This is a genomic window from Serratia sp. CY74737 (assembly GCF_052166775.1).
GTDB classification, from domain to species: Bacteria; Pseudomonadota; Gammaproteobacteria; order Enterobacterales; family Enterobacteriaceae; genus Serratia; species Serratia ureilytica.
In genome coordinates, this window is record NZ_JBJNOF010000006.1 from 215929 (window position 1) to 237919 (window position 21991).

Consider the following 21991-nt stretch of genomic DNA (forward strand, 5'->3'; position numbering starts at 1 on the left):
GCATCTGTTATTATTATGTGAACACAAGTGGTCGGATGAGATAAATCTAGCCGTTGTCGCGCCGCTTGGGAATCTGCGTTGCGCCGAATGTGATAGATGTCATGAATCTCAGACTCTGTTTGCATAACGAACAAAAGATCGGTTAGCCTTTACGCGTTGTAAATTCCTTCTCTCTGCGGAGTCATTACCGAAAATGAACACCCACACCTGTTGATATCGTGTCCCACGCTGTGCGCTCTCGCGCCCTGTGGGGATGTTTTGATCTCATTCAGGAGTGCTTATGGCTCATTCAGCGCAGTCCCCTTATTTCGTTTTACATCAACTGATCTGCCAATTTGCTGACGGCGAAACGCTGTTCGGCCCGCTGGATCTCGCTTTCGACCGGCAGCGCTGCGGCCTGGTAGGGCGCAACGGCGTCGGCAAAACCCAGCTGCTGCGCCTGATCGCCGGGCTGGATCAACCGGGCAACGGGCACGTCGAATCTCATGCCGCAGTAGCTTACGTTGCACAGCAACCGGAGATCGCCGCGGACACCACGCTGGCCCAGCTGTTGGGCTATGGCGAGGCGTTCGCCGCGCTGGCGCGTCTCGAGCAGGGACGGCCGCTGGCGGACGATATCGATCGTCTGGAAGGGCGATGGGATCTCCACGATCGCCTGCAAAACGCCTTCGCCGCTGCCGGGCTGCCGGCCTTCGATCCGTTGCGATCCGCCGGTTCGCTGAGCGGCGGCGAGCGGATGCGCGCGGCGCTGTGCGGCGCCTTGCTCGGCGAGGCGGATTTTCTGCTGCTGGACGAACCGACCAACCACCTCGACAGCGTCGGGCGCGCCTGGCTGTATCAGCAGCTGGATCAGTGGCGGGGCGGGTTGCTGATCGCCAGCCATGACCGGCAGTTGCTGGCGCGCATGGAGCGCATCGTCGAACTGACGCCCGGCGCGCTGCGCAGCTACGGCGGCAACTATGATGACTACCGGCGCCAGCGCGATACGGAGCAGCAGGCGGCGCGCGCCGATCTGGAGCATGCGCGCGAGGAGCGCCGCCGCACCCGCGCCCGCCAACAGAAAGAGCACGACATGAGCCAGCGGCGCTCGGCGCAAACGCTGCGCGTCGTCGATACGCTGAATATCGCCTCTTTCGAGCGGGTGGCCTACAAGTCGGCGGCGAAAGAGAGCCTCGGCACGCTGCGCAAACAGCATCAGGATCGGCGCGACAGCCTCGATGCGGCGGTGCGCGAAGCCTACCAGCGGGTGGAAGAGGAACAGCCGGTGTTGCTGGCGCTGCCGGGCAGTGAAGTGAACGCGAACAAGCAGGTGCTGGTGCTCGAGCGGCTGCAGCTGCCGTTCGTCAGCGCGCCGCCGCTCGATCTGCGTATCGACGGCCCGATGCGCGTGGCGTTGACCGGCCCCAACGGCTGCGGCAAATCCACTTTGCTGAAGACCATTCTCGGCCGGCTGGCGGCGCTTTCCGGCCATTGTCATTGTCCGCTGTCGACCGCCTACCTCGATCAAACCCTGTCGCAGCTCGACCCGGGCCTGTCGGTGATGGAGCATCTGGGGCTACAGGATTCGCCGTTGGCGGAAGGCGCGTTGCGCACCCGGCTGGCGCAGTTGCAGCTTGGCGCGGATCGCATCGCGTTGCCGCTGGGCTCGCTGAGCGGCGGTGAAAGGCTCAAGGCGGCGTTGGCCTGCGCGCTGTGGCGGCGACAACCGGCGCAGCTGCTGTTGCTCGACGAGCCGACCAACCACCTGGATCTGGCGTCGTCGTTGGCGATTGAAACCGCGCTGGCGGATTTCCCCGGCGCGATGATGGTGGTGTCGCACGACGAAGACTTCCTGCAGGCGCTGCGGCCGACGCACCGCCTGCACCGACAGGCAGACGGCTGGTGGCTTCAGGCCTGGTGAGGCAGGTGGGCGGCGCTCTGACTTAGTGCGGGGCGTTGATGCACGCCAGCAGTTGGGTGAAGGCGGCGGCCATCTGCTCTTCCGGCACGCAGGCAAAACCCATCAGCAGGCCGCGCCGCCGATTGGGCAGCATGTAGTAGCGCGACAGCGGCCGCACCAGCACCCCTTGCGCGCCGGCGGCGGCGGCGATCGCCATGTCGTCGGCCTCGTCCGGCAGGTTGAGGATCAGGTGCAATCCGGCGTTGCTGTTGAACTCGCTGAGCGCCTGTTTGCCGAGGTGCCGTTCGATCAAGCCGGTCAGGAAGGCGCGCCGCCGGGCGTACAGCAGCCGCATGCGGCGGATGTGCGCGGTGTAGTGCCCCGCCTGGATGAACTCCGCCAGCGCGCTCTGGATCAGCAGGTGCCCGCCGCGGTACAGCTCGGCGTGGGCGGTTTTCAGCGCCTGCACCAGTGGCGGCGGCAACACCACATAGCCGAGGCGCAGCGCCGGGTAGAGTGTTTTGCTGAAGGTGCCGATGTAAATCACCGGCGCGTCGGCTTCCAGCCCTTGCAGCGCCGGGATCGGTTGGCCGGAAAAGCGGAATTCGCTGTCGTAGTCGTCCTCGACGATCCAACCGCCGGCGTTGCGCGCCAGCGCCAGCAGCCGTTGGCGGCGCGCCAGGCTCATCACCGAGCCGAGCGGATACTGGTGCGACGGGGTGACGAAGATCAGCCGCGGCGGGTTGGTCGGCTGCTCCGGCGGCACCAGCCCGGCTTCGTCCACCGCCAGCGGGCAGATGTTCAGCGCATTGATGCGCAGAATATTGCGGATCCCCCAATAGCCCGGCTCTTCGATCCAGGCGTCATCCCCCGGATTGCACAACATGCGCGTCACCAGATCGATCGCCTGATGGATGCCCTCGGTGATCAGGATCTGTTCCGGCGAACAGCGCACCGAGCGCGCTACCCGTAAATACTCCACCAACGCATGCTGCAGCTCCGGGCTGCCGCCCTGATTGCTGTAGGTCAGCCGCTGCGGCGTTGGGCGGCGGCTGAGGCGCGCCTGGATCTTGCTGAACAGCTGATGGGGAAAGGCGTTGACGTCAGGCACGCCGGGAATGAATGCCCCCCACTGTTTGGGGCTGGCGCTGGCGTGGTGCAGCAGCGTGGCGCCGCGCGCCGACAGTTCGACGCGTCGCGGTTGCCCGCTGCCGTCCGCCGGGGCGCCGCCGGTGGAGAGGCAGCTGTCCGGCACCGTGTCGGCGACGAAGGTGCCGCTGCCGGCGCGCGCCGACACGTAGCCTTCCGCCAGCAGTTGTTCATAAACGGTTAACACGGTGTTGCGGGACAGGCTGAGCTCCTGCGCCAGATCGCGTGAGGCGGGCAGGCGGCTGGAGGGCGGCAGGCTGCCGTCGAGAATGCTGGTGCGGATCGCGTTGTAAAGCCGCTTGTGCAGCTTGTCTTCGGGCTGTTCGCCGAGGCGCTGCAGCAACAGATCACCACTCAATGAACGCAATTGGATCCCTCAATTATTCGTAACTGGCACTCGATTATAGGGCCACATCCTGTGTAAATAAACGGCATTGTTTCACGAATGTGAACGAAACGTGTAACTGGCACCGACCGGAGAGAACAGCATGAAAAACGCAGAATTGAACCAACGCCGTCAGGACGCCACCCCGCGCGGAGTGGGCGTGATGTGTGGTTTTTACGCCGAGCGCGCAGAGAACGCCACGCTGTGGGATGTGGAAGGCAAAGAAGTGATCGACTTTGCTTCGGGGATCGCCGTGCTGAACACCGGGCACCGTCACCCGAAGGTGATCGCCGCAATTGAAAAGCAGCTGCAGGCCTTCACCCACACCGCCTATCAGATCGTTCCTTACGAAAGCTATGTTTCTTTGGCGGAGCGCATCAACCAGCGCGCGCCGATCGCCGGCCCGTGTAAAACCGCTTTCTTCACCACCGGCGCGGAAGCGGTGGAAAACGCGGTGAAGATCGCCCGCGCTTACACCGGCCGTCCGGGCTTGATCACCTTCGGCGGCGGCTTCCACGGCCGCACCTATATGACCATGGCGCTGACCGGCAAAGTGGCGCCTTACAAACTGGGCTTTGGCCCATTCCCCGGCTCGGTGTTCCACGGCCAGTACCCGAACGCGCTCTACGGCGTGACCACCGAAGACGCGATGAACAGCCTGGATCGCCTGTTTAAAGCGGATATCGATCCCAAGCAGGTGGCGGCTATTGTGCTGGAGCCGGTGCAGGGCGAGGGCGGTTTCAACGTAGCGCCGGCCGATTTCATGCAGGCGCTGCGCGCGCTGTGCGACCAGCACGGCATCCTGCTGATCGCCGACGAAGTGCAGACCGGCTTCGCCCGTACCGGCAAGCTGTTCGCCATGGAGCACTACAGCGTTAAGCCCGATTTGATCACTATGGCGAAAAGCCTGGCGGGCGGCATGCCGCTGTCGGCGGTGGCGGGCCGCGCCGAGGTGATGGACGCGCCGGCGCCGGGCGGGCTGGGCGGCACCTATGCCGGTAACCCGCTGGCGGTGGCCGCCGCGCACGCGGTGCTGGACGTGATCGAAGAAGAGCAGCTGTGCCAGCGCGCTCAGCGCTTGGGGCAGCACCTGGTGGAAGTGCTCCAGCAGGCGCGCAAAACCAGCCCGGCGATCGCCGATGTGCGCGCGCAGGGATCGATGGTGGCGGTGGAGTTCAACGATCCGGCTACCGGCAAGCCTTCGGCGGAGATCACCCGTCAGGTGCAGCAGAAGGCGATGGAGGAAGGGCTGCTGCTGCTGAGCTGCGGCGTGAACGGCAACGTGATCCGCTTCCTCTATCCGCTGACCATCCCGGACGATCAGTTCACCAAGGCGATGGGCATTCTGTCCCGCGCGCTGGCCCACTAAGGAGCGATCGGCATGAAATTGAATAATCCCGAGCTGTTGCGCAGCCAGTGTCTGATTAACGGCGAGTGGTGCGATGCCCTGAGCGGCAAACGTGAAGCGGTGATCAACCCGGCCACCGGCGTCGAACTGGCCAGCATTCCGCTGGTCAGCGAAGAGGAAACCCAGCAGGCGATCGCGGCGGCGCAGCGGGCGCAAAACGAGTGGAAACAGCTGACCGCCAAGCAGCGTTCCGCGCTGCTGTTGGCCTGGGCCGACAAGGTGCTGGCCGCACAGGAAGATCTGGCGCAGCTGATGACTGCCGAGCAGGGCAAATCGCTGGCGGAAGCGCGCGGCGAAGTGGCGTACGCCGCGTCGTTCATCACCTGGTTCGCCGAAGAGGCCAAGCGGGTGGACGGCGCGGTATTGCAGGCGCCGCAGGCTTCGCAGCGTCTGGTGGTGGTGAAGCAGCCGATCGGCGTGTGCGCGGCCATCACCCCGTGGAATTTCCCGGCGGCGATGATCACCCGCAAGGTGGCGCCGGCGCTGGCGGCCGGTTGCGCCATCATCGTCAAACCGGCCGAGCAAACGCCGCTGACCGCGCTGGCGTTGGCGAAGCTGGCGCAGGACGCCGGCATTCCCGCCGGCGTGTTGCAGGTGGTGACCGGCGAAGCGGCGCAGGTGGGCAAGGTGCTGTGCGACAGCCCGGTGGTGCGCAAGCTGAGCTTTACCGGTTCGACCGAGGTCGGCCGCATCCTGATGGCGCAGTGCGCGCCGAGCATCAAGAAACTGTCGCTGGAGCTGGGCGGTAACGCGCCGGTCATCGTGTTTGACGACGCCAATCTGGACGCGGCGGTAGCGGGCATCATGGCCTCCAAATTCCGCAACAGCGGCCAGACCTGCGTGTGCGCCAACCGTATCTACGTGCAGGACGGCATCTACGAGCGGCTGGCGGAGAAACTGGTGGCGGCGGTCGAGCAGTTGAAAGTGGGAGACGGCAGCCAGGAAGGCACCACCCAGGGGCCGCTGATCGACAGCGATGCGGTGGCGAAGGTGCAGAGCCATATCGACGACGCGCTGATCAAAGGGGCGCAGATCGCCACCGGTGGCCAGCCGCACGCGCTGGGCGGCACCTTCTTCCAGCCAACGGTGGTGACCGGCGTAACGCAGAAGATGCGCTTCGCCAAAGAAGAGACCTTCGGGCCGGTGGCGCCGCTGTTCCGCTTCCATGACGAGGCAGAAGCCATCGCCATGGCCAACGACACCGAATTCGGCCTGGCCGCCTACCTGTTCACGCAGAACGCCGCGCGCCAGTGGCGCGTGCCGGAGGCGCTGGAGTACGGCATGGTCGGCATCAACACCGGGCTGATTTCCAACGAAGTGGCGCCGTTCGGCGGCGTGAAACAGTCAGGGCTCGGGCGTGAAGGATCGCGCTACGGGATAGAAGAATATCTGGAGCTGAAATACCTGTGTATCGATGTGAGCTGTTGAGCGTCAGGACGTTAACCCATCCCGGCGGCCAGCGTCGCCGGGCGATAAAGGATGATGCATGTCTGATAATATCTCTGTTTCTCCGGCGCTTGCCGCCGGGGTGCGAGCACCTGCACCCGCCAAATCGTTAAGTTTCCTCGAAGGGGTGGCGATGATCGTCGGCACTAACATCGGCGCCGGGGTGCTCTCCATCGCCTACGCCTCCAGCAAGGCCGGCTTTCTGCCGCTGCTGTTCTGGCTGGTGCTGGTGGGAAGCCTGACCACCATCACCATGCTGTACGTTGCCGAATCCACGCTGCGCACCCGCGCGCATCTGCAGCTGAGCGGGCTGGCGAAGCGCTACGTCGGCGGCCTGGGCGCCTGGCTGATGTTCGCTTCGGTGTGCGTCAACAGCGTTGGGGCGCTCACCGCCTATATGACCGGCAGCGGCAAGCTGCTGCAATCGCTGTTCGGCATCTCGCCGGCGCTGGGCAGCCTGCTGTTCTTCGTGCCCGCCGCCGGCGTGCTGTACCTCGGTTTGAAAGCGATTGGCCGCGGCGAGAAGTTCATCAGCATCGGCATGGTGGTGATGTTGACCGCACTGGTGGCGGCGACGCTGCTGAAAGACACCACCCAGATGCGCAACCTGTTGGACGGCGACTGGCGCTATATGGTGCCGGTGTTCAACGTGGTGGTGTTCTGCTTCTCGGCGCAATACATCGTGCCGGAAATGGCGCGCGGCTTTGCCGACAAACCGGAGCAACTGCCGAAGGCGATCATTGTCGGCATGGTGGTGACGTTCATTTTGCTGGCGGCGGTACCGATGTCGGTGATTGCGCTCAGCGGGCTGAATGACATCTCCGACGTGGCCACTATTTCCTGGGGCCAGGCGCTGGGGCAGTGGGCGTTCTTCTCCGCCAACATCTTTGCGCTGTGCGCGATGCTGACCTCGTACTGGGGATTGGGCGGCAGCTTCCTGACCAATATTTTCGACAAGTTCCGGCTGGGCAACGACGAGCTGCCGCTGCGCCGCTTCGGCGTGCTGCTGCTGGTGGTGGTGCCGCCGTTCGCGCTGGCCTACAGCGGGCTGGTGTCGTTCGTCAACGCGCTCTACTTCGCCGGGGTGTTCAGCGGGGTGATCCTGTCGATCATGCCGATGCTGATCCTGCGCGGCGCGCGCAAACACGGCGACCAAACCCCACGCTGGCAGTGTAACTGGATCACACATCCGCTGCTGCAGATCAGCATTGTGTTGCTGTATCTGGCCAGCGCGGTGTACGCCATCGCTTCATTGTTAGGCTATCTGCCCTCTGGATGGTGATTTGCCTTCCCTCAAGCAGTGATGTTGTTTCTCGGCATTGAGAACGGCGGCGTCGTGGCCGCCGATTTTTTTCTCAGGCGCGCCGTTTTTCCGACAACGCCAGCCAGGCCTGCACCGACGGGCGCTGCCACTGCTTGTGCGCATAGTGGCGCACGCGCTCCGGCACCGGGTCGCCGTGCATCACCAGCCGGTTGAGCATCAGCGCCAGATCGGTGTCGGCGATGCACCACTCCCTGAACAGATTGTCCTGCCCGTGGCTCAGCAGTTTTTCTACGGCGGCGATCAGCTTGCGCGCGGCCTCCTGCGCGGCTTCGGACAGCGACGGGAACTTGCCGTTGTTGAACACCACCTCGGTCGAGCGCTCGGCGCGGATCGGCAGCAGATCGCTGCGCAGCCAGGCCTGGATCTCGCGCGCCTTGGCGCGCAGCTTCACGTCGCGCGGGTATACGGCGTGGGCCGGGTGGATGTCTTCCAGGTATTCGGCGATCGCCGAAGACTCCGAGAGCTGGAACTCGCCGATCGCCAGCGTCGGCACCCGGCGGGTGAGCGACAGCGCCGCGTAGGCCGCCTCTTTGTTCTCTTCTTTCGCCAGGTCCACCGGCTTCACGGTGAACGGAATGCCTTTTTCCGTCAGCACGACAAAGGCGGACATGGCGTACGGGCTGAAAAATTCACTGTCGGTGTAAAGTTCGATGATCGGTTGAGACATCGGCGGTTCCTCGGGGTTAAGGGGGGAACATTCATCATTGTTGAGGGGAGGCTAAAAATCAATCTGTTAGCCTAAAAGTTCTTTTATGACGCGGCGGACGGCGGCGCTGGCGCGACGTGATATATTTGTTGCCAACACGTGAATTGAGCCGTATCGGGTAACATGAAGACGCAGTGGATAGAACGGGTAAGAGTGGGAGTTGCGCGCCTGTGGCCGCACCCGCTGGCGGTGGGCAAGCGAGAGATGCTGATTTCCAGCGTCGGTGCCGGTTTGGGGCTGATGCTCGCCGGCTGGATCAGCCACTTTATTTTGGGTGAGGTGAACCTGTGGTTTATCGCGCCGATGGGCGCTTCGGCGGTGCTGCTGTTCGGCGTGCCCAACAGCCCGCTGGCGCAGCCCTGGTCGATCGTCGGCGGCAATGCGCTGGCGGCGACGGTGGGCGTCAGCGTCGGTCTGCTGATCCCCGATCCGATCCGGGCCTGGCCTGCGGCGTGGCGGCGGCGGTGGCGCTGACCGCCATCCTCGGCGGCCCCGGTATTCACCAGATGGGCTATCACTTTGTGCTGTACCCGGTGCTGCTGAACTCGGTGCTGCTGGCGGTGCTGGCCATTCTGTTCAATAACCTGGCCGGGCGACGCTACCCGCACGCGCTGGCGCCGGCGGAGGCCAAGCCGGCCAATCTGCCGATCGATGCCGTTGCCATCACCCGCGCCGATCTGCACGAGGCGCTGATGGAGGGAGATCTGTTCGATATCGACGAGGACGATCTGCAGGAGATCCTGCTGCGCGCCGAGCAGCTGGCGCATCAGCGGCAAAGCAAGGCCGCCTGATCAGCCAAGCGTTTTTCGGTAAAACACCACCCGTTCCGTTTCTGCAAAGCCCAGCGCCGCATGCAGGCGCTGGGAGTCCAGATTGGCGATATCGGTATCCGACGCCAGCTCGCTGCACCCCTGCTGCTTGGCCCACTCCTGCACCTGCGCGATCAAACGCGCCGCCCAGCCCTGGCGGCGGGCGCGTTCGATGGTATAGATCCCTTCCAAAAACGCCACCGGCGACGATTCGCAGCCGTTGACATAATCGTAGCGCAGCGCGACCTCGGCAAAGCCAACGAAAGCGCCGTCCAGCCCCCGCGCCATAAACGCGGTGTGGTGCGGCGAAGCCAATATTTCGCGCATTTCTGCGCGGTGTTCTTCCCGCGGGCAGGTGGGCCACAGCGCCGAGCGCAGCGCCAGCCAGGCATCAAGGTTGTCGTGGTCGCAGTTGACGATCATGCAGGGGCCTTATGAGTCGGAATAAATCAGGAATGCCGAGAGGGAAGTGTGGCACGGCAGCGGGAAACAAAAAAGCCATTATGCCGAGGGGCGCCCTTCATTAGGATGAAAGGGGTGTTGATATTTTAAGCGAAGTTAGTATAGGGTACGGCCAGGGCGCTGATAAGGGATTGTTATGGATGCGAAAGCCGTAGCTCAAGGAATTCTTGAGGGAATAGAGTCTTTACCAAGGGGCATTGCCTATAGTGCTCGTAGGACATGGCAGGGAGCAGGGCTCGGCGGTCGAGAGCTTAAGCGCCGCAATGAAATCGAAACGGAACGGTTCATCAAGGTCGTTCGTGCCGGCTATGGTATCGAAGCCCCGCTACGTGAGCTGATAGCGGTGATTATCCGTGACTGCTATCAGCGGATGGATCTGCAAACACAAACCGTGCTAAGCCAAAAATTAAACCATGTAGAGGGTTATCTTACAGGACGTATGGGGACGCAGTTCATTCTGGTTCAGCAAATCACACACCATATTTTGAAAAAGGTTATCGGCAGCACACTTTTCAAATGGGTATTCAAAGGTGTCACCATTGCTGGGCTAAACATCATTCTTTTACAAGGAATTATTGAACAGGCCGCCGTTTCTTCGCGTCGTTTGCGGGAACAATATCCCTCAACGTACCATAAGCTCACGCCACGAAATTTGGACATGATCTACTTTCTGGCGGAGGAGTATCTTGAACCCTTTGTTGCCTATACCAGCAAATCGAAAATGTTCTGTGAAGGTGTGAATCATGAGCTATCTAAAGTCTTGGGGCAGTAAGCTCGGTAAAGGATTGTCGCACCTTGTGGAAGCGATTTTGGGCGGGATATTTTCTGTCGCTGCGTTTGGCTCACTGTTCTGGTTCGACGAATGGTGGCAACGAATTCTGAGCGCGGCAATATTCCTGTTACTGGTGTTTGTCACTATTGCTTTGTGTAGCCTTGTAAGAGGTGACCGATAGCGGATGGATCAATCAAAAGCCAGCGGTTGGATTTTAACTAATGGTTAAGTGATGATGACTTCCTATCGTTAAGTAATAAAATCAATGAACTGGCTAAAATCCTTTCTTGTGAAGTTCGTTAAATTTGTTGGCCGACAAACTGCTGACTTGGCTGAGTCCATAGTCATTGGCCTGTTCTCTATAGCGGCATTTGTTGCCTTGTTCTGGTTTGATGAGTGGTGGAAATCTATCGCTGCGGCTGTCGCGATCTTCTTTGCCGGCTTCCTGGTAAGTCTGGCTATAGGCTGGTTAAGAGGGTAAAGATAGCTGAGAGTGTTGGCATACTGCCGCCATTTTACCGCCACTGTGAGCAAGAAATAAAAAAGCCACTTCGAGAAAAGTGGCTTTTTTATATGATTTTAAAGCAAAAATTTGGTGGCCCCTGTTGGGTTTGAACCAACGACCAAGCGATTATGAGTCGCCTGCTCTAACCACTGAGCTAAGGGGCCAAGCCGCGAGATTATAGGGAATCCTTAAGCGGCGGTCTACTGTTACCCGCCCGTATGTTGCTTTTCTGCACAGTTCTAGCCTGTTGTAATTGCTGGCGGATTTTGCGATAACCGCAGTAAATCCCTGCAATGGACTCACGATACTCATGGAACTTCTGGCGCCTGGCCTGCGGGTGGTGTTTTGCGGCATCAACCCCGGCCTTTCTTCCGCCCATCAGGGCTACCCTTTCGCCAACGGCAGCAACCGCTTCTGGAAGGTGATCCATCAGGCCGGCTTTACCGAGAGCCAGTTGGCACCGGAGCAGTGGCAGCAGCTGAAGGATAACGGCTGCGGCATTACCGCGCTGGTGGCGCGCCCGACGGTGGCGGCCAGCGAGCTGTCGCGTGACGAGTTGCGCAGCGGCGGTGAGGCGCTGCAAGAGAAGATCCTGCGCTACCAGCCGCGCGCGCTGGCGATTTTAGGCAAGCAGGCGTTCGCCACCGCCTTCGGGGTGAAAAACGCGCCCTGGGGCAAGCAGGCGATGATGCTGGGGCAAACCGAGGTGTGGGTATTGCCCAACCCCAGCGGATTGAACCGCGCCACGTTGGAGCAGCTTACCGCCAGCTATCGCGAGCTGTTCCTGGCGCTGCAATGACACAAGGGAGTATGCGATGACATCGATAATGAAAGGCTGTGTGATGGCGCTGTTATTGGTGACCGGCGCTGCACAGGCGGGGCATTCGCCACAGGAAGCGCGCAACAAGCAGAACGTGCTGGAGTTTTATCAGCAGGGGCTGAACAACAAGGATTTTGCGGCGGCGCGGCCGTTTTTGGGGGAACAGTACAAGCAGCATAACCCCAACGCCAAAGACGGCGTGGCGGGTTTTCGTCGATTTGTCGAGCTGCTGAAAACGCGTTACCCCAACTCGCACAGTGAGGTAAAACAGGCGTTCGTCGACGGCGACTACGTGATTCTGCATGTGGAAGTCAGCGGGCGCGAAGCCGGCAAGACGGCGGCGATCGTCGATATCTTCCGTCTCGACAGCGCCGGAAAAATCGTCGAGCACTGGGACGTGACGCAGCCGGTGCCGGAGAAGACCGCCAGCGGCAACAGCATGTTCTGAGGCATAAAAAAACCCCGGCAGGCCGGGGTTTTTGTTTTGAGTGCAACCGCCGGACTTAGTCGTCCAGGAAGCTGCGCAGCACTTCGGAGCGGCTTGGGTGACGCAGCTTGCGCAGCGCCTTGGCTTCGATCTGACGAATACGCTCACGGGTAACGTCAAACTGCTTGCCAACCTCTTCCAGCGTGTGGTCGGTGTTCATGTCGATGCCGAAACGCATGCGCAGCACTTTCGCTTCGCGCGCGGTCAGGCCGGCCAGCACGTCGTGGGTGGCGGAACGCAGGCTTTCCGAAGTCGCGGAATCCAGCGGCAGCTCGAGGGTGGTATCCTCGATGAAGTCGCCCAGATGCGAATCTTCGTCGTCGCCGATCGGCGTTTCCATCGAGATTGGCTCTTTGGCGATCTTCAGCACCTTGCGGATCTTGTCTTCCGGCATCAGCATGCGCTCGGCCAGCTCTTCCGGCGTCGGCTCGCGGCCCATCTCTTGCAGCATCTGGCGCGAAATACGGTTGAGCTTGTTGATGGTCTCAATCATATGCACCGGGATACGGATGGTGCGCGCCTGGTCGGCGATGGAGCGGGTGATAGCCTGACGGATCCACCAGGTGGCGTACGTCGAGAACTTGTAGCCGCGGCGGTATTCGAACTTGTCTACCGCTTTCATCAGGCCGATGTTGCCTTCCTGGATCAGATCCAGGAACTGCAGGCCGCGGTTGGTGTATTTCTTGGCGATGGAAATAACCAGACGCAGGTTGGCCTCAACCATCTCTTTCTTCGCGCGGCGAGCTTTCGCTTCACCGATCGACATGCGACGGTTGATGTCTTTGACCTGCTCGATGGTCAGGCCGGTTTCTTCTTCGATCTGACGCAGTTTCTGCAGGCTGCGCTGCACGTCTTCAGCAACGTCTTTCAGCTTTTCCGACCATGGCTTGGCCATCGCCAGTGCGGCTTCGAACCAGGAGTCGCTGGTTTCGTTGCCGGCGAACAGGGTGACGAAGTTTTTCTTCGGCATTTTGCACTGTTCAACGCACAGCTTCATGATGATGCGTTCCTGGGTGCGAACGCGATCCATCATGGTGCGCATGCTGTTGACCAGGAAGTCGAACTGTTTCGGCACCAGGCGGAACTGCTTGAACACTTCAGACAGCTTCAGGATCTCGTCCGCGGCGCTGGCGTGGCTGCGGCCGTTCTTTTTGATCACCAGACGCGTCGCTTCATACTGATCGCGCAGTTCGGCGAACTTCTGACGCGCCAGCTCAGGATCGATGCTGTTGTCGTCTTCGGTGTCGTCGTCTTCGGCATCCTCATCTTCTTCGTCGTCGTCTTGCTCTTCGCTCGACAGTTCGGAACCGATGTGGGTCGCGGTTGGGGCGATGTCCTCTTCCGCGTTAGGATCGACGAAGCCGGTGATCAGATCGGACAGGCGCGCTTCGCCCGCTTCGACGCGATCGTACTGCTCAAGCAGGTAGGTGATGGCTTCCGGGTATTCGGCAACCGAGCACTGCACCTGGTTGATGCCGTCTTCGATGCGCTTGGCGATGTCGATTTCGCCTTCGCGCGTCAGCAGTTCGACGGTACCCATTTCGCGCATGTACATGCGCACCGGGTCGGTGGTGCGGCCGATTTCGGATTCCACGCTGGACAGAACCTGTGCGGCGGCTTCTTCCGCATCTTCGTCCGTGCTGTTCGAGTTTTCGGCGAGCAGCAGGTCATCGGCGTCCGGTGCTTCTTCCATCACCTGGATGCCCATGTCGTTAATCATCTGGATGATGTCTTCGATCTGATCGGAGTCGACGATATCTTCCGGCAGATGGTCATTGACCTCAGCATAGGTCAGATAGCCTTGCTCCTTACCACGGGTGACAAGTAGCTTCAGCTGTGACTGCGGGTTTTGCTCCATAAGACGGTATCCACACTTCAGAGTATTTAGGTTGGTGTCGGTCGGCGAAACCGCCAACAATAGCATTTGGGGCGTTTTCGTTATCGCCGCGGCCCACTATGGCGGCACTGTGCAGGGCTCTGCCCTCGCAATTATCGGCACTTAAGCCGTTTGGTATTCAGTTTTTCTTCGCTAAAACCTGGTTGAGGGAACGGACTTCTTCACGTTCCTCCGGGCTCAGGCCGCGCGTTCTGGCCTGCGCGATCAGCGTTTCCAGCCGTTGCTCGAGCACCGAGTCGTACAGGCTGGCCAACGTATCCAAAAAGGTCTGTTCGACCATGTCCTCAACGATCATATGGTTCCAGGTCGCCAAGGTTTCAAGCTGCTGGCTGAATTTGTTGTCGCGATACAGCTCCAGCAATTGCCCGGTTGTCAGGCCCGGCTGCGCCAAACAGGTCTGCACCAGTTCGACGAACAGCGGCAATCCCGCCTGTTTGGTCTGCTCCAACCCTTCCAGCGAAGGGATAAGTGTAGCCAACTGCGGATTTTGCACCAGTAACCCTATCAGTATACGCATGGTTGTGCGTTTTAGCTGGGGCGCCTGATAAGGATTCGCATTTTCAGCCTGCTTGGGCATCAGCTTGTCGAGCTGGCTGTCGTCCAGCAGCCCCAGCTTGTTGCCGAGCTCCTGACGCAGGTACAAGCGCAACGTTTCGCCCGGCACCTGAGTAATCAGCGGCAGCGCCAGCGTGCTCAGCTTGGCGCGCCCGTCCGGGCTGCTCAAATCCACCTGCGGCAGCAGGCTTTCGAACAGGAAAGTGGACAGCGGCTGCGCCTGCTCCATTCGCTGTTCGAAGGCTTCTTTGCCTTCCTTGCGCACCAGGGTGTCCGGGTCTTCGCCATCGGGCAAAAACATGAACCGCAGCTGGCGCCCGTCGTTCAGGTACGGCAGCGCTGTTTCCAGCGCCCGCCAGGCCGCTTCGCGGCCGGCGCGGTCGCCGTCGTAACAGCAGACGACGTTGTCGGTGGCGCGGAACAGCAGCTGAATGTGTTCAGCCGTCGTCGAGGTTCCGAGCGAGGCGACGGCATAATCGATGCCGAATTGCGCCAACGCCACCACGTCCATATACCCTTCCACTACCAGCAGCCGCTGCAGGGTAGGGTGATTCTGCTGTGCTTCATACAGGCCATACAGCTGGCGGCCCTTATGGAAAACTTCGGTTTCCGGCGAGTTCAGGTACTTGGGCATGCCGTCGCCCAGCACGCGGCCGCCGAAGGCGATGACGCGCCCGCGCTTGTCGCGGATGGGGAACATCACCCGTTCGCGGAAACGGTCGTACGAACGCCCCTGATCGTTAGTCACCAGCATGCCGGCATCGTTCAATGCGCGGCGCGAGTCGGCGTCGCGGCCGAAACGCTTCAGGGCGTTGTCCCATCCCGCCGGCGCGAAGCCGATGGCGAAATGGCGAATAACGTCGTCACTTAATCCGCGCTGCTGCAAATAGCTGCGCGCCGGTGCCCCGGAGGACTGCTGCAGTGACTGTTGATAGAACGCGCTGAGCTGTTCCATCAGTTGGTATAGGCTCTGGCGCTGATGGCGTTCGATCTGGGTCGGCCCGGTGCCCGCTTCGTAAGGCACTTCCAACCCGTGCATGGTCGCCAGCTCTTCGATGGTTTCGACAAACTCGAGTCGGTCGTAATTCATCAAAAAGTCGACGGCGTTGCCGTGCGCACCACACCCAAAACAGTGATAAAACTGCTTTTCGCCATTAACGGTAAATGAAGGCGTCTTTTCGTGGTGGAACGGACAGCACGCGTGGTAGTTCTTGCCTTGCTTCTTGAGCTTCACGCGGGCGTCGATCAAATCGACGATGTCGGTGCGAGCCAGCAAGTCATTGATAAATACGCGCGGAATTCGTCCAGCCATAAGCCCTTACTTCATTAGCCTATAAACGAGAACAAGCCGCGCATTCCTTTCGGAAAGCACGGCCTTCGTATGCAACTACTCGGTCTGCGCGATTTTGAAAATCAGAAATTCACGCGGTGGGGTTGCCCCCGAAGAATTAATACAGACGAGTGCGGCGTGCGTTTTCGCGAGCCAGTTTCTTCGCGTGACGTTTCACAGCAGAAGCTTTAGCGCGTTTACGTTCGGTAGTTGGTTTTTCATAAAACTCACGACGACGAACTTCAGCTAAAACACCCGCTTTTTCGCAAGAGCGTTTGAAACGACGCAGAGCAACGTCAAATGGCTCGTTTTCACGTACTTTAATTACCGGCATGTGCCTCTCACCTCAATAAAATTCGGTTTGCTGCTGGCCAAGCGCCAGCCTTTTCAAAATGGTGCGGAATTTTACTCCAATGGATGCTGCTTTGTAAAGCATCACCGCAAATTGAAACCCGCGTCGCTCTGCCGCAACGTGCGCAATTTTGCACCGGGCGCTGATTATAGACTAATCAGAAAAAAATGCTCGTGTTTAATCGCTCGGGCATTTTCTGGATGAATCATCGACATAGGCGCAAGCCGGTGACAAGATGCGCCGCATCGGCGGTAAATGCGACGGAATGTGGTAGACTGGCGGCCGCACGTGAATGATGGGAAATGTAATGCGAGTACTGGGTATAGAAACGTCCTGCGATGAAACCGGAATTGCAGTGTATGACGATCAAACCGGTTTGTTGGCCAACCAATTATACAGCCAGGTGAAGCTGCACGCCGACTACGGCGGCGTGGTGCCGGAACTGGCCTCCCGCGATCACGTGCGCAAAACCGTGCCGCTGATTCAGGCGGCGCTGAAAGAGGCCAACCTGACCCCGGCCGATATCGACGGCGTGGCTTATACCGCCGGGCCGGGCCTGGTAGGCGCGCTGCTGGTCGGCGCTACCGTCGGGCGTGCGCTGGCGTTCGCCTGGAACGTGCCGGCGGTGCCGGTGCACCACATGGAAGGCCACCTGCTGGCGCCGATGCTGGAAGATAACCCGCCGGCGTTCCCGTTCGTCGCGCTGCTGGTCTCCGGCGGCCACACTCAGCTGATCAGCGTCACCGGCATCGGTGAATATGAACTGCTGGGCGAGTCGATCGACGATGCCGCCGGCGAAGCGTTCGACAAAACCGCCAAGCTGCTCGGCCTGGATTATCCCGGCGGGCCGATGCTGTCGAAGATGGCGCAGCAGGGCACGGCGGGGCGTTTCACCTTCCCGCGGCCGATGACCGATCGTCCGGGGCTGGACTTCAGCTTCTCCGGCCTGAAAACCTTCGCCGCCAACACCATCCGCTCCAACGGCAACGACGATCAGACGCGTGCCGACATCGCCCGCGCCTTCGAGGATGCGGTGGTGGATACGCTGGCGATCAAATGCAAACGCGCGTTGGAGCAAACCGGCTTCAAACGCCTGGTGATGGCCGGCGGCGTGAGCGCTAACCGCACGCTGCGCGCCAAACTGGCGGAGATGATGCAGAAACGCGGCGGGGAAGTGTTCTATGCTCGCCCGGAATTTTGCACCGACAACGGCGCGATGATCGCCTATGCCGGCATGGTGCGGCTGAAGAGCGGCGCCAACCCGGAGCTGAGCGTGTCGGTGCGGCCGCGCTGGCCGCTGGCGGAACTGCCTGCGGTATAAAACAAAGGGCCGGATTATCCGGCCCTTACGTTATTCGTCTTTCGGCTGGTCGCCGTTATCCTCATCCGCGTCGTTTTTCTTCTTGCGGAACTTGCCCCAAATCTTGCCTTCCTGGCCGCGCCACAGGCGCTGAATATTGTCGTGATGCCGCATCAGGATCAGGCAGGAGAGCATCGCCACCGGGAAGGTGAACTGCGGTTTGAACCACCAGACGTAGAACGGGGCGATCAGCGCGCTGACGATGGCGCCGAGCGAAGAGTAGCCGCTGAGCAACACCGTCAGCAGCCAGGTGCCGGTCATCAGGCCGGTCAGATCCCAGCCGATAGGCGCGATGGCGCCAAATGCCGTCGCCACGCCTTTACCGCCGCGGAAGTGGAAGAACACTGGATAGATGTGCCCAAGACAGGCGGCGATCGCCGTCAGGCCCAGATACAGCGGCGGTACATTGAGTTTGTAGGCCAGCCAGACCGGCAACATCCCTTTCAGAATATCGAACACCAGCACCGCCGCCGCCGCCAGCCGGCCGCCGATGCGCAGGACGTTGGTCGCCCCGGGATTTCCTGAGCCATGCTCACGCGGGTCCGGCAGCCTGGCGATCCGGCAAACCAGGATCGCGCTCGAAATCGAGCCGCACAGATACGCGAAGATAATCATGCCAAGCGCGGTAGCACTCATAACGCGGTTCCGTTTAATAATGGTCGTTTTACTCGCAACATCTATGGATAATACGCACATTCCGCTGGAAGTGGTATCCGGCAAGGCCAAAAACAGAGAATGACGTGATGGATATCGTATTTATTGAAGAGCTTACCGTAATTACCACCATTGGCGTTTATGAGTGGGAACAGGGCATTCGTCAGAAGCTGGTGTTCGATATCGAAATGGGCTGGGATAACCGGCCGGCCGCCGCCAGCGACGACGTAAATGACTGTCTGAGCTATGCCGACGTCAGCGATGCCGTGATCCAACACGTGGAGTCGAACCGGTTCGCGCTGGTTGAGCGCGTGGCGGAGGAAATATCTGAAATTTTGCTCCAGCGCTTCAATTCCCCCTGGGTCCGTATTAAGGTCAGCAAACCGGGCGCTGTAGCACATGCCAATCGGGTCGGCGTGATCATTGAGCGCGGCACCCGTCCCGCATGATTTTATGTCATCTGCTTGCAACGAAAGACCGTTAACCTGGTCTTAATCCTGAGAATTGTTTTAGCGGCATTGTCTTTAAGCATTGCCGCTTTTTTATGTGATAGCCGTTATTTTATGGGGTGAGCGAAGCACATGGCAGACATGCATTCACTGTTTATTGCGTTTGTTCTTGGGGTTGTCGAGGGATTAACCGAATTTTTGCCGGTTTCTTCCACCGGGCATATGATCATCGTCGGCGAGTGGCTGGGCTTTACCGGCGACAAAGCCAAAACCTTTGAAGTCATTATCCAGCTGGGGTCGATCCTGGCCGTCGTCGTGATGTTCTGGCGCCGGTTGTTCGGTCTGATCGGCATCCATTTCGGCGGCAAGCCGGTGGAGCACGAAGGCAAAACCAGCGGCCAGCTGAAGCTGGGGCACATCCTGCTGGCGATGATCCCGGCGGTGGTGCTGGGGCTGGCCTTCCATGATTTCATCAAGTCGCTGTTTGCGCCGAAAAACGTGATGTACGCGTTGGTGGTCGGCGGCCTGCTGCTGCTGGCGGCGGAATGGCTGAAGCCGAAGAAGCCGAGCGCGGAAGGGCTGGATGACATCACTTACCGTCAGGCGTTCATGATCGGCTGCTTCCAGTGTCTGGCGCTGTGGCCGGGCTTCTCCCGTTCGGGTTCCACTATCGCCGGCGGCATGCTGGTGGGCGTGAACCGCTATGCGGCGTCCGAGTTCTCCTTCATTCTGGCTGTGCCGATGATGATTGGCGCCAGCGGCCTGGATCTGTACAAGAGCCTGCACTTCCTGACCTGGGGCGACCTGCCGATGTTCGCCGTCGGTTTCGTCACCGCCTTCGTGGTGGCGCTGGTTGCGATCAAGACCTTCCTGTCGCTGATCAAACGCATCTCGTTCGTACCGTTCGCTATCTACCGCTTTATCGTGGCGGCCGTGGTTTACATGGTGTTCCTGTAAGCCTTCACGCCAAGAAAAAACCCCGCTCCGCGGGGTTTTTTTATGCCTGATCGTTGATGATGGTTTGGGTAAGCTTCCACTCGGCCAGCGCCTGCTGGCGGCGGCGTTTGAGCTCGTCGCGGATCGCGGTGCCCTGCAGCCCGCTGGCCACCACCTCTTTAATAGATACCGCGTTCGCCACCTGATACGCCTGGCGCAGATAGTCGCCCTGTGGATAGGGATTCTCCTCAAAGCCGGTACGGCCGCGCGCGTCCGCCTCGCTGGTCAGGATCATCTGCTCCAGCCGGTGCGGCTTGCGCCAGACGTCGATGGCGTCGAACAGCTTCAATAGGGTCTCCGGCCGCAGCTTGTTCACGGTGTGGATCAGATCATGGTACTCGGCCACCAGCTTGCTCAGATCGCGCACCGGGTTAGGCACCCGCAGCCGCTGGCACAGCGCCTCGACCAACCGCACGCCGGCCGGGCCGTGGCCGTGGTGATGCGGCCAGAACTCTTTTGGCGTCAATCCCTTGCCGAGGTCATGGCACAGGGTGGCGAAGCGCACGTCCACCTCCGGCGTGAGGCGGGCGGCGATCGCCAACGCCATCAGCGTGTGCACGCCGGTGTCGATTTCCGGGTGCCACTTGGCGGGAGCCGGCACGCCGAACAGCGCGTCGATTTCCGGGAACAGCACCGCGAGCGCATCGCAGTCGCGCAGCACCTGAAAATAGACCTGCGGGCTCTGGCTTTGCAGCGCCTTTTCCGTTTCTTTCCAGACGCGTTCGGCGGTCAGCGCGGCCAGTTCACCGCTATGCGCCATCCGGCGCATCAGGGCGAGCGTTTCGTCGGCGATGCGAAAACCCAGGTGGGCGAAGCGGGCGGTGAAGCGCGCCACGCGCAGTACGCGCAGCGGATCTTCGCCGAAGGCGTCGGAAACGTGGCGCAGCACGCGCGCCTGCAGATCGGCCACGCCGCCGTAAGGATCAATCAGCTCCCCCTCGGCGGAACGGGCGATGGCGTTGATGGTCAGATCGCGCCGCAGCAGATCCTCCTCCAGCGTGACGTCCGGCGCGGCATAGCAGGTAAAACCGGTGTATCCCTGGCCGGATTTGCGCTCGGTGCGCGCCAGCGCGTACTCCTCGTGGGTGTCGGGATTGAGGAATACCGGAAAGTCTTTGCCGACCTGCTGGTAGCCCAATGCCAGCAGCTCGGCCGGCGTGGCGCCCACCACCACCCAATCATGATCGACCACCGGAATGTCGAGCAGGCTGTCGCGAACGGCGCCGCCGACCAGATAAATCTGCACTGTTGACTCCTGAATATCGTGTAAGGCTCTGTCTATCAGATTACATGAATTGGCCGCGGGATGTCGGCGCCAATGAAAAGGGCGCCCGCAGGCGCCCATACTCAAACTGAACGATACTGAGATCAGTTCATCCAGCGATTGTTGTTCTTGCGGCGCGGGATCAGGTGCGGCAACAGCAGGCCCAGCAGCAAGCCGACGCCGGCGACGCCGCCGCCGTACATGAACCACTGCAGAATAATGGTGCGCTGTTTGTCGTCGAGCTGCAGGTTAACGGCGTTAACCTTCTTCTGCGCGACCACCAGCTGGTTTTTCAGATCCTGGTTTTCCTTCTGCAGGCTGCTGATGGTGCTGTCGCTGCCCGCGACTTTTTCCTGCATTTCCGCCGTGCGCTGGTTCCAGGTGTTATCGATGTTGGCCAGCTTGTCGGTCAGGGTTTTCACCTGCTGTTCCAGCTCGGGCACGCGGGTGCGCAGGCTCGGCGTCTGGCTGAGCTGATCGAGTGGGATCCAGGTGGTGCGGCCTTTCGGATCGCGGATCTGGCCGTAGTTGGTGCTGTCGTTGACGCTCAGCAGGGTGACTTCTTCACCGGCGTTCAGAGTGCCGACAATACGGTACTGATTACCTGGGCCGCTATGGACGTAAGTGCTTAACTCATCGGAGATATAGCGTTTATCTTCGGCATGTGCGCCCCAAGTGATGCTGAAGCTCAGCGCGGCAAGGCAAATCAGGCGTAATTTCTGCATTAGTTCATCGTTTCTTGGTGAATTTATGGAACGATAGTAGAGCGTTCAGTCTGACGACGCAACGCCAAAACCGGAATGAGAACTATCTTACTGTGGCTGATTCTGTGAGTTGCGCGGCGTTTTATAACGTAACAGGTTTTTTCTACAGTTAGCAGGGTTAAGGCGCCAGGAATCGCGGTAAGATAACGGCAACTGTGCGTCATTGGGCAGTATGCGGCGGCCGAACGCGCCGCGCTGAAACAGACGTGAATGCATAA

The 21991-nt window shown here is 60.4% G+C and carries 20 protein-coding genes, 1 tRNA gene and 1 pseudogene; 12 read left to right on the forward strand and 10 right to left on the reverse strand.

The annotated features are described in order from the left end of the window. Positions 1-280 precede the first annotated feature (280 nt). The gene (locus tag ACJ8PE_RS10470) at positions 281-1900 is read left to right on the forward strand and encodes an ABC-F family ATP-binding cassette domain-containing protein (RefSeq protein WP_197759911.1); all 1620 of its coding nucleotides are present in this window, start codon (positions 281-283) and stop codon (positions 1898-1900) included. 22 nt (positions 1901-1922) lie between these two features. On the opposite strand, the gene pdxR is transcribed toward ACJ8PE_RS10470, so the two are convergent. Beyond that, a complete protein-coding gene (gene pdxR / locus ACJ8PE_RS10475; protein WP_197759912.1) occupies positions 1923-3395 on the reverse strand; it encodes a MocR-like pyridoxine biosynthesis transcription factor PdxR in 1473 nt (490 codons plus the stop codon). Positions 3396-3516: 121 nt separating this feature from the next. On the opposite strand from pdxR, the gene ACJ8PE_RS10480 reads away from it, so the two are divergent. Genes ACJ8PE_RS10480 through ACJ8PE_RS10490 form a run of 3 tightly spaced genes read left to right on the forward strand, consistent with a single transcriptional unit; the run spans position 3517 to position 7549 of the window. Next, positions 3517-4782 carry a 4-aminobutyrate--2-oxoglutarate transaminase gene (locus ACJ8PE_RS10480; RefSeq protein WP_016930169.1) on the forward strand — a complete coding sequence of 422 codons (1266 nt, stop codon included), beginning with the start codon at positions 3517-3519 and terminating at the stop codon, positions 4780-4782. A 12-nt stretch (positions 4783-4794) separates the two neighbouring features. Beyond that, the gene (locus ACJ8PE_RS10485; protein ID WP_342192843.1) at positions 4795-6249 is read left to right on the forward strand and encodes an NAD-dependent succinate-semialdehyde dehydrogenase; all 1455 of its coding nucleotides are present in this window, start codon (positions 4795-4797) and stop codon (positions 6247-6249) included. A 58-nt stretch (positions 6250-6307) separates the two neighbouring features. Continuing rightward, positions 6308-7549: an aromatic amino acid transport family protein gene (locus ACJ8PE_RS10490; protein WP_103101387.1), complete on the forward strand. Its 1242-nt coding sequence runs from the start codon at positions 6308-6310 to the stop codon at positions 7547-7549. A 73-nt stretch (positions 7550-7622) separates the two neighbouring features. Here the strand turns inward: ACJ8PE_RS10490 and yfcF are convergent, their stop codons facing one another. Continuing rightward, entirely contained in the window at positions 7623-8258 is a 636-nt protein-coding gene (yfcF, locus tag ACJ8PE_RS10495) for a glutathione transferase (protein WP_197759914.1), read from the reverse strand. 162 nt (positions 8259-8420) lie between these two features. Between yfcF and ACJ8PE_RS10500 the strand changes: the two are divergent. Next, positions 8421-9088: pseudogene (locus ACJ8PE_RS10500) on the forward strand (HPP family protein). Here ACJ8PE_RS10500 and aac(6') read toward each other — a convergent pair. Further along, complete coding sequence (gene aac(6'), locus ACJ8PE_RS10505; RefSeq protein ID WP_033651281.1) at positions 9089-9529, reverse strand: aminoglycoside 6'-N-acetyltransferase; 441 nt, start codon at positions 9527-9529, stop codon at positions 9089-9091. 175 nt (positions 9530-9704) lie between these two features. On the opposite strand from aac(6'), the gene ACJ8PE_RS10510 reads away from it, so the two are divergent. Then, complete coding sequence (locus tag ACJ8PE_RS10510; protein ID WP_060660224.1) at positions 9705-10340, forward strand: hypothetical protein; 636 nt, start codon at positions 9705-9707, stop codon at positions 10338-10340. A 265-nt stretch (positions 10341-10605) separates the two neighbouring features. After that, positions 10606-10821 (forward strand): hypothetical protein, encoded by a 216-nt coding sequence (locus ACJ8PE_RS10515; RefSeq protein WP_033644548.1) that lies wholly within the window; start codon positions 10606-10608, stop codon positions 10819-10821. A gap of 112 nt (positions 10822-10933) precedes the next feature. On the opposite strand, the gene ACJ8PE_RS10520 is transcribed toward ACJ8PE_RS10515, so the two are convergent. Beyond that, positions 10934-11009: transfer RNA gene (locus ACJ8PE_RS10520), tRNA-Ile, on the reverse strand. A gap of 146 nt (positions 11010-11155) precedes the next feature. Here ACJ8PE_RS10520 and mug point away from each other — a divergent pair. Both mug and ACJ8PE_RS10530 read left to right on the forward strand, forming a co-directional pair. Further along, the gene (gene mug / locus ACJ8PE_RS10525) at positions 11156-11644 is read left to right on the forward strand and encodes a G/U mismatch-specific DNA glycosylase (RefSeq protein WP_129993429.1); all 489 of its coding nucleotides are present in this window, start codon (positions 11156-11158) and stop codon (positions 11642-11644) included. 16 nt (positions 11645-11660) lie between these two features. Beyond that, positions 11661-12113, forward strand: coding sequence for a nuclear transport factor 2 family protein (locus tag ACJ8PE_RS10530; protein WP_197759917.1), 453 nt, complete (start codon positions 11661-11663; stop codon positions 12111-12113). Between the two features lie 55 nt (positions 12114-12168). Here ACJ8PE_RS10530 and rpoD read toward each other — a convergent pair whose 3' ends face one another. The 3 genes from rpoD to rpsU all read right to left on the reverse strand — a co-directional run bounded on the left by rpoD (position 12169) and on the right by rpsU (position 16268). Beyond that, positions 12169-14010, reverse strand: coding sequence for an RNA polymerase sigma factor RpoD (gene rpoD / locus ACJ8PE_RS10535; protein WP_025304326.1), 1842 nt, complete (start codon positions 14008-14010; stop codon positions 12169-12171). Between the two features lie 157 nt (positions 14011-14167). Further along, entirely contained in the window at positions 14168-15916 is a 1749-nt protein-coding gene (dnaG, locus tag ACJ8PE_RS10540; RefSeq protein WP_025304325.1) for a DNA primase, read from the reverse strand. Positions 15917-16052: 136 nt separating this feature from the next. Next, positions 16053-16268, reverse strand: a complete 216-nt coding sequence (rpsU, locus tag ACJ8PE_RS10545; protein ID WP_001144069.1) for a 30S ribosomal protein S21 — start codon at positions 16266-16268, stop codon at positions 16053-16055. A 325-nt stretch (positions 16269-16593) separates the two neighbouring features. Here rpsU and tsaD point away from each other — a divergent pair, with 325 nt between their 5' ends. After that, positions 16594-17607, forward strand: coding sequence for a tRNA (adenosine(37)-N6)-threonylcarbamoyltransferase complex transferase subunit TsaD (tsaD, locus tag ACJ8PE_RS10550; protein WP_004937199.1), 1014 nt, complete (start codon positions 16594-16596; stop codon positions 17605-17607). Positions 17608-17637: 30 nt separating this feature from the next. Here the strand turns inward: tsaD and plsY are convergent, their stop codons facing one another. Beyond that, positions 17638-18282, reverse strand: a complete 645-nt coding sequence (gene plsY, locus ACJ8PE_RS10555; RefSeq protein ID WP_033644590.1) for a glycerol-3-phosphate 1-O-acyltransferase PlsY — start codon at positions 18280-18282, stop codon at positions 17638-17640. A 107-nt stretch (positions 18283-18389) separates the two neighbouring features. Between plsY and folB the strand changes: the two genes are divergently transcribed. After that, positions 18390-18749 (forward strand): bifunctional dihydroneopterin aldolase/7,8-dihydroneopterin epimerase, encoded by a 360-nt coding sequence (gene folB, locus ACJ8PE_RS10560; RefSeq protein WP_015379095.1) that lies wholly within the window; start codon positions 18390-18392, stop codon positions 18747-18749. Positions 18750-18881: 132 nt separating this feature from the next. Further along, positions 18882-19706 (forward strand): undecaprenyl-diphosphate phosphatase, encoded by an 825-nt coding sequence (gene bacA / locus ACJ8PE_RS10565; protein WP_033644592.1) that lies wholly within the window; start codon positions 18882-18884, stop codon positions 19704-19706. A gap of 40 nt (positions 19707-19746) precedes the next feature. Here the strand turns inward: bacA and ACJ8PE_RS10570 are convergent, their stop codons facing one another. Continuing rightward, a complete protein-coding gene (locus ACJ8PE_RS10570; protein WP_033644593.1) occupies positions 19747-20991 on the reverse strand; it encodes a multifunctional CCA addition/repair protein in 1245 nt (414 codons plus the stop codon). Between the two features lie 122 nt (positions 20992-21113). Then, complete coding sequence (locus ACJ8PE_RS10575; RefSeq protein ID WP_033644594.1) at positions 21114-21734, reverse strand: TIGR04211 family SH3 domain-containing protein; 621 nt, start codon at positions 21732-21734, stop codon at positions 21114-21116. Positions 21735-21991: the final 257 nt, after the last annotated feature.

Bases quoted from the DNA above. Each gene is read 5' to 3' on its own strand.
- ACJ8PE_RS10490 (WP_103101387.1), top strand. From the start codon at position 6,308: ATGTCTGATAATATCTCTGTTTCTCCGGCGCTTGCCGCCGGGGTGCGA.
- ACJ8PE_RS10575 (WP_033644594.1), bottom strand. From the start codon at position 21,734: ATGCAGAAATTACGCCTGATTTGCCTTGCCGCGCTGAGCTTCAGCATC.
- yfcF (WP_197759914.1), bottom strand. From the start codon at position 8,258: ATGTCTCAACCGATCATCGAACTTTACACCGACAGTGAATTTTTCAGC.
- ACJ8PE_RS10480 (WP_016930169.1), top strand. From the start codon at position 3,517: ATGAAAAACGCAGAATTGAACCAACGCCGTCAGGACGCCACCCCGCGC.
- ACJ8PE_RS10510 (WP_060660224.1), top strand. From the start codon at position 9,705: ATGGATGCGAAAGCCGTAGCTCAAGGAATTCTTGAGGGAATAGAGTCT.
- bacA (WP_033644592.1), top strand. From the start codon at position 18,882: ATGGCAGACATGCATTCACTGTTTATTGCGTTTGTTCTTGGGGTTGTC.
- ACJ8PE_RS10515 (WP_033644548.1), top strand. From the start codon at position 10,606: ATGAACTGGCTAAAATCCTTTCTTGTGAAGTTCGTTAAATTTGTTGGC.
- ACJ8PE_RS10530 (WP_197759917.1), top strand. From the start codon at position 11,661: ATGACATCGATAATGAAAGGCTGTGTGATGGCGCTGTTATTGGTGACC.
- ACJ8PE_RS10485 (WP_342192843.1), top strand. From the start codon at position 4,795: ATGAAATTGAATAATCCCGAGCTGTTGCGCAGCCAGTGTCTGATTAAC.
- rpoD (WP_025304326.1), bottom strand. From the start codon at position 14,010: ATGGAGCAAAACCCGCAGTCACAGCTGAAGCTACTTGTCACCCGTGGT.
- plsY (WP_033644590.1), bottom strand. From the start codon at position 18,282: ATGAGTGCTACCGCGCTTGGCATGATTATCTTCGCGTATCTGTGCGGC.
- rpsU (WP_001144069.1), bottom strand. From the start codon at position 16,268: ATGCCGGTAATTAAAGTACGTGAAAACGAGCCATTTGACGTTGCTCTG.
- ACJ8PE_RS10470 (WP_197759911.1), top strand. From the start codon at position 281: ATGGCTCATTCAGCGCAGTCCCCTTATTTCGTTTTACATCAACTGATC.
- mug (WP_129993429.1), top strand. From the start codon at position 11,156: ATGGAACTTCTGGCGCCTGGCCTGCGGGTGGTGTTTTGCGGCATCAAC.
- dnaG (WP_025304325.1), bottom strand. From the start codon at position 15,916: ATGGCTGGACGAATTCCGCGCGTATTTATCAATGACTTGCTGGCTCGC.
- tsaD (WP_004937199.1), top strand. From the start codon at position 16,594: ATGCGAGTACTGGGTATAGAAACGTCCTGCGATGAAACCGGAATTGCA.
- folB (WP_015379095.1), top strand. From the start codon at position 18,390: ATGGATATCGTATTTATTGAAGAGCTTACCGTAATTACCACCATTGGC.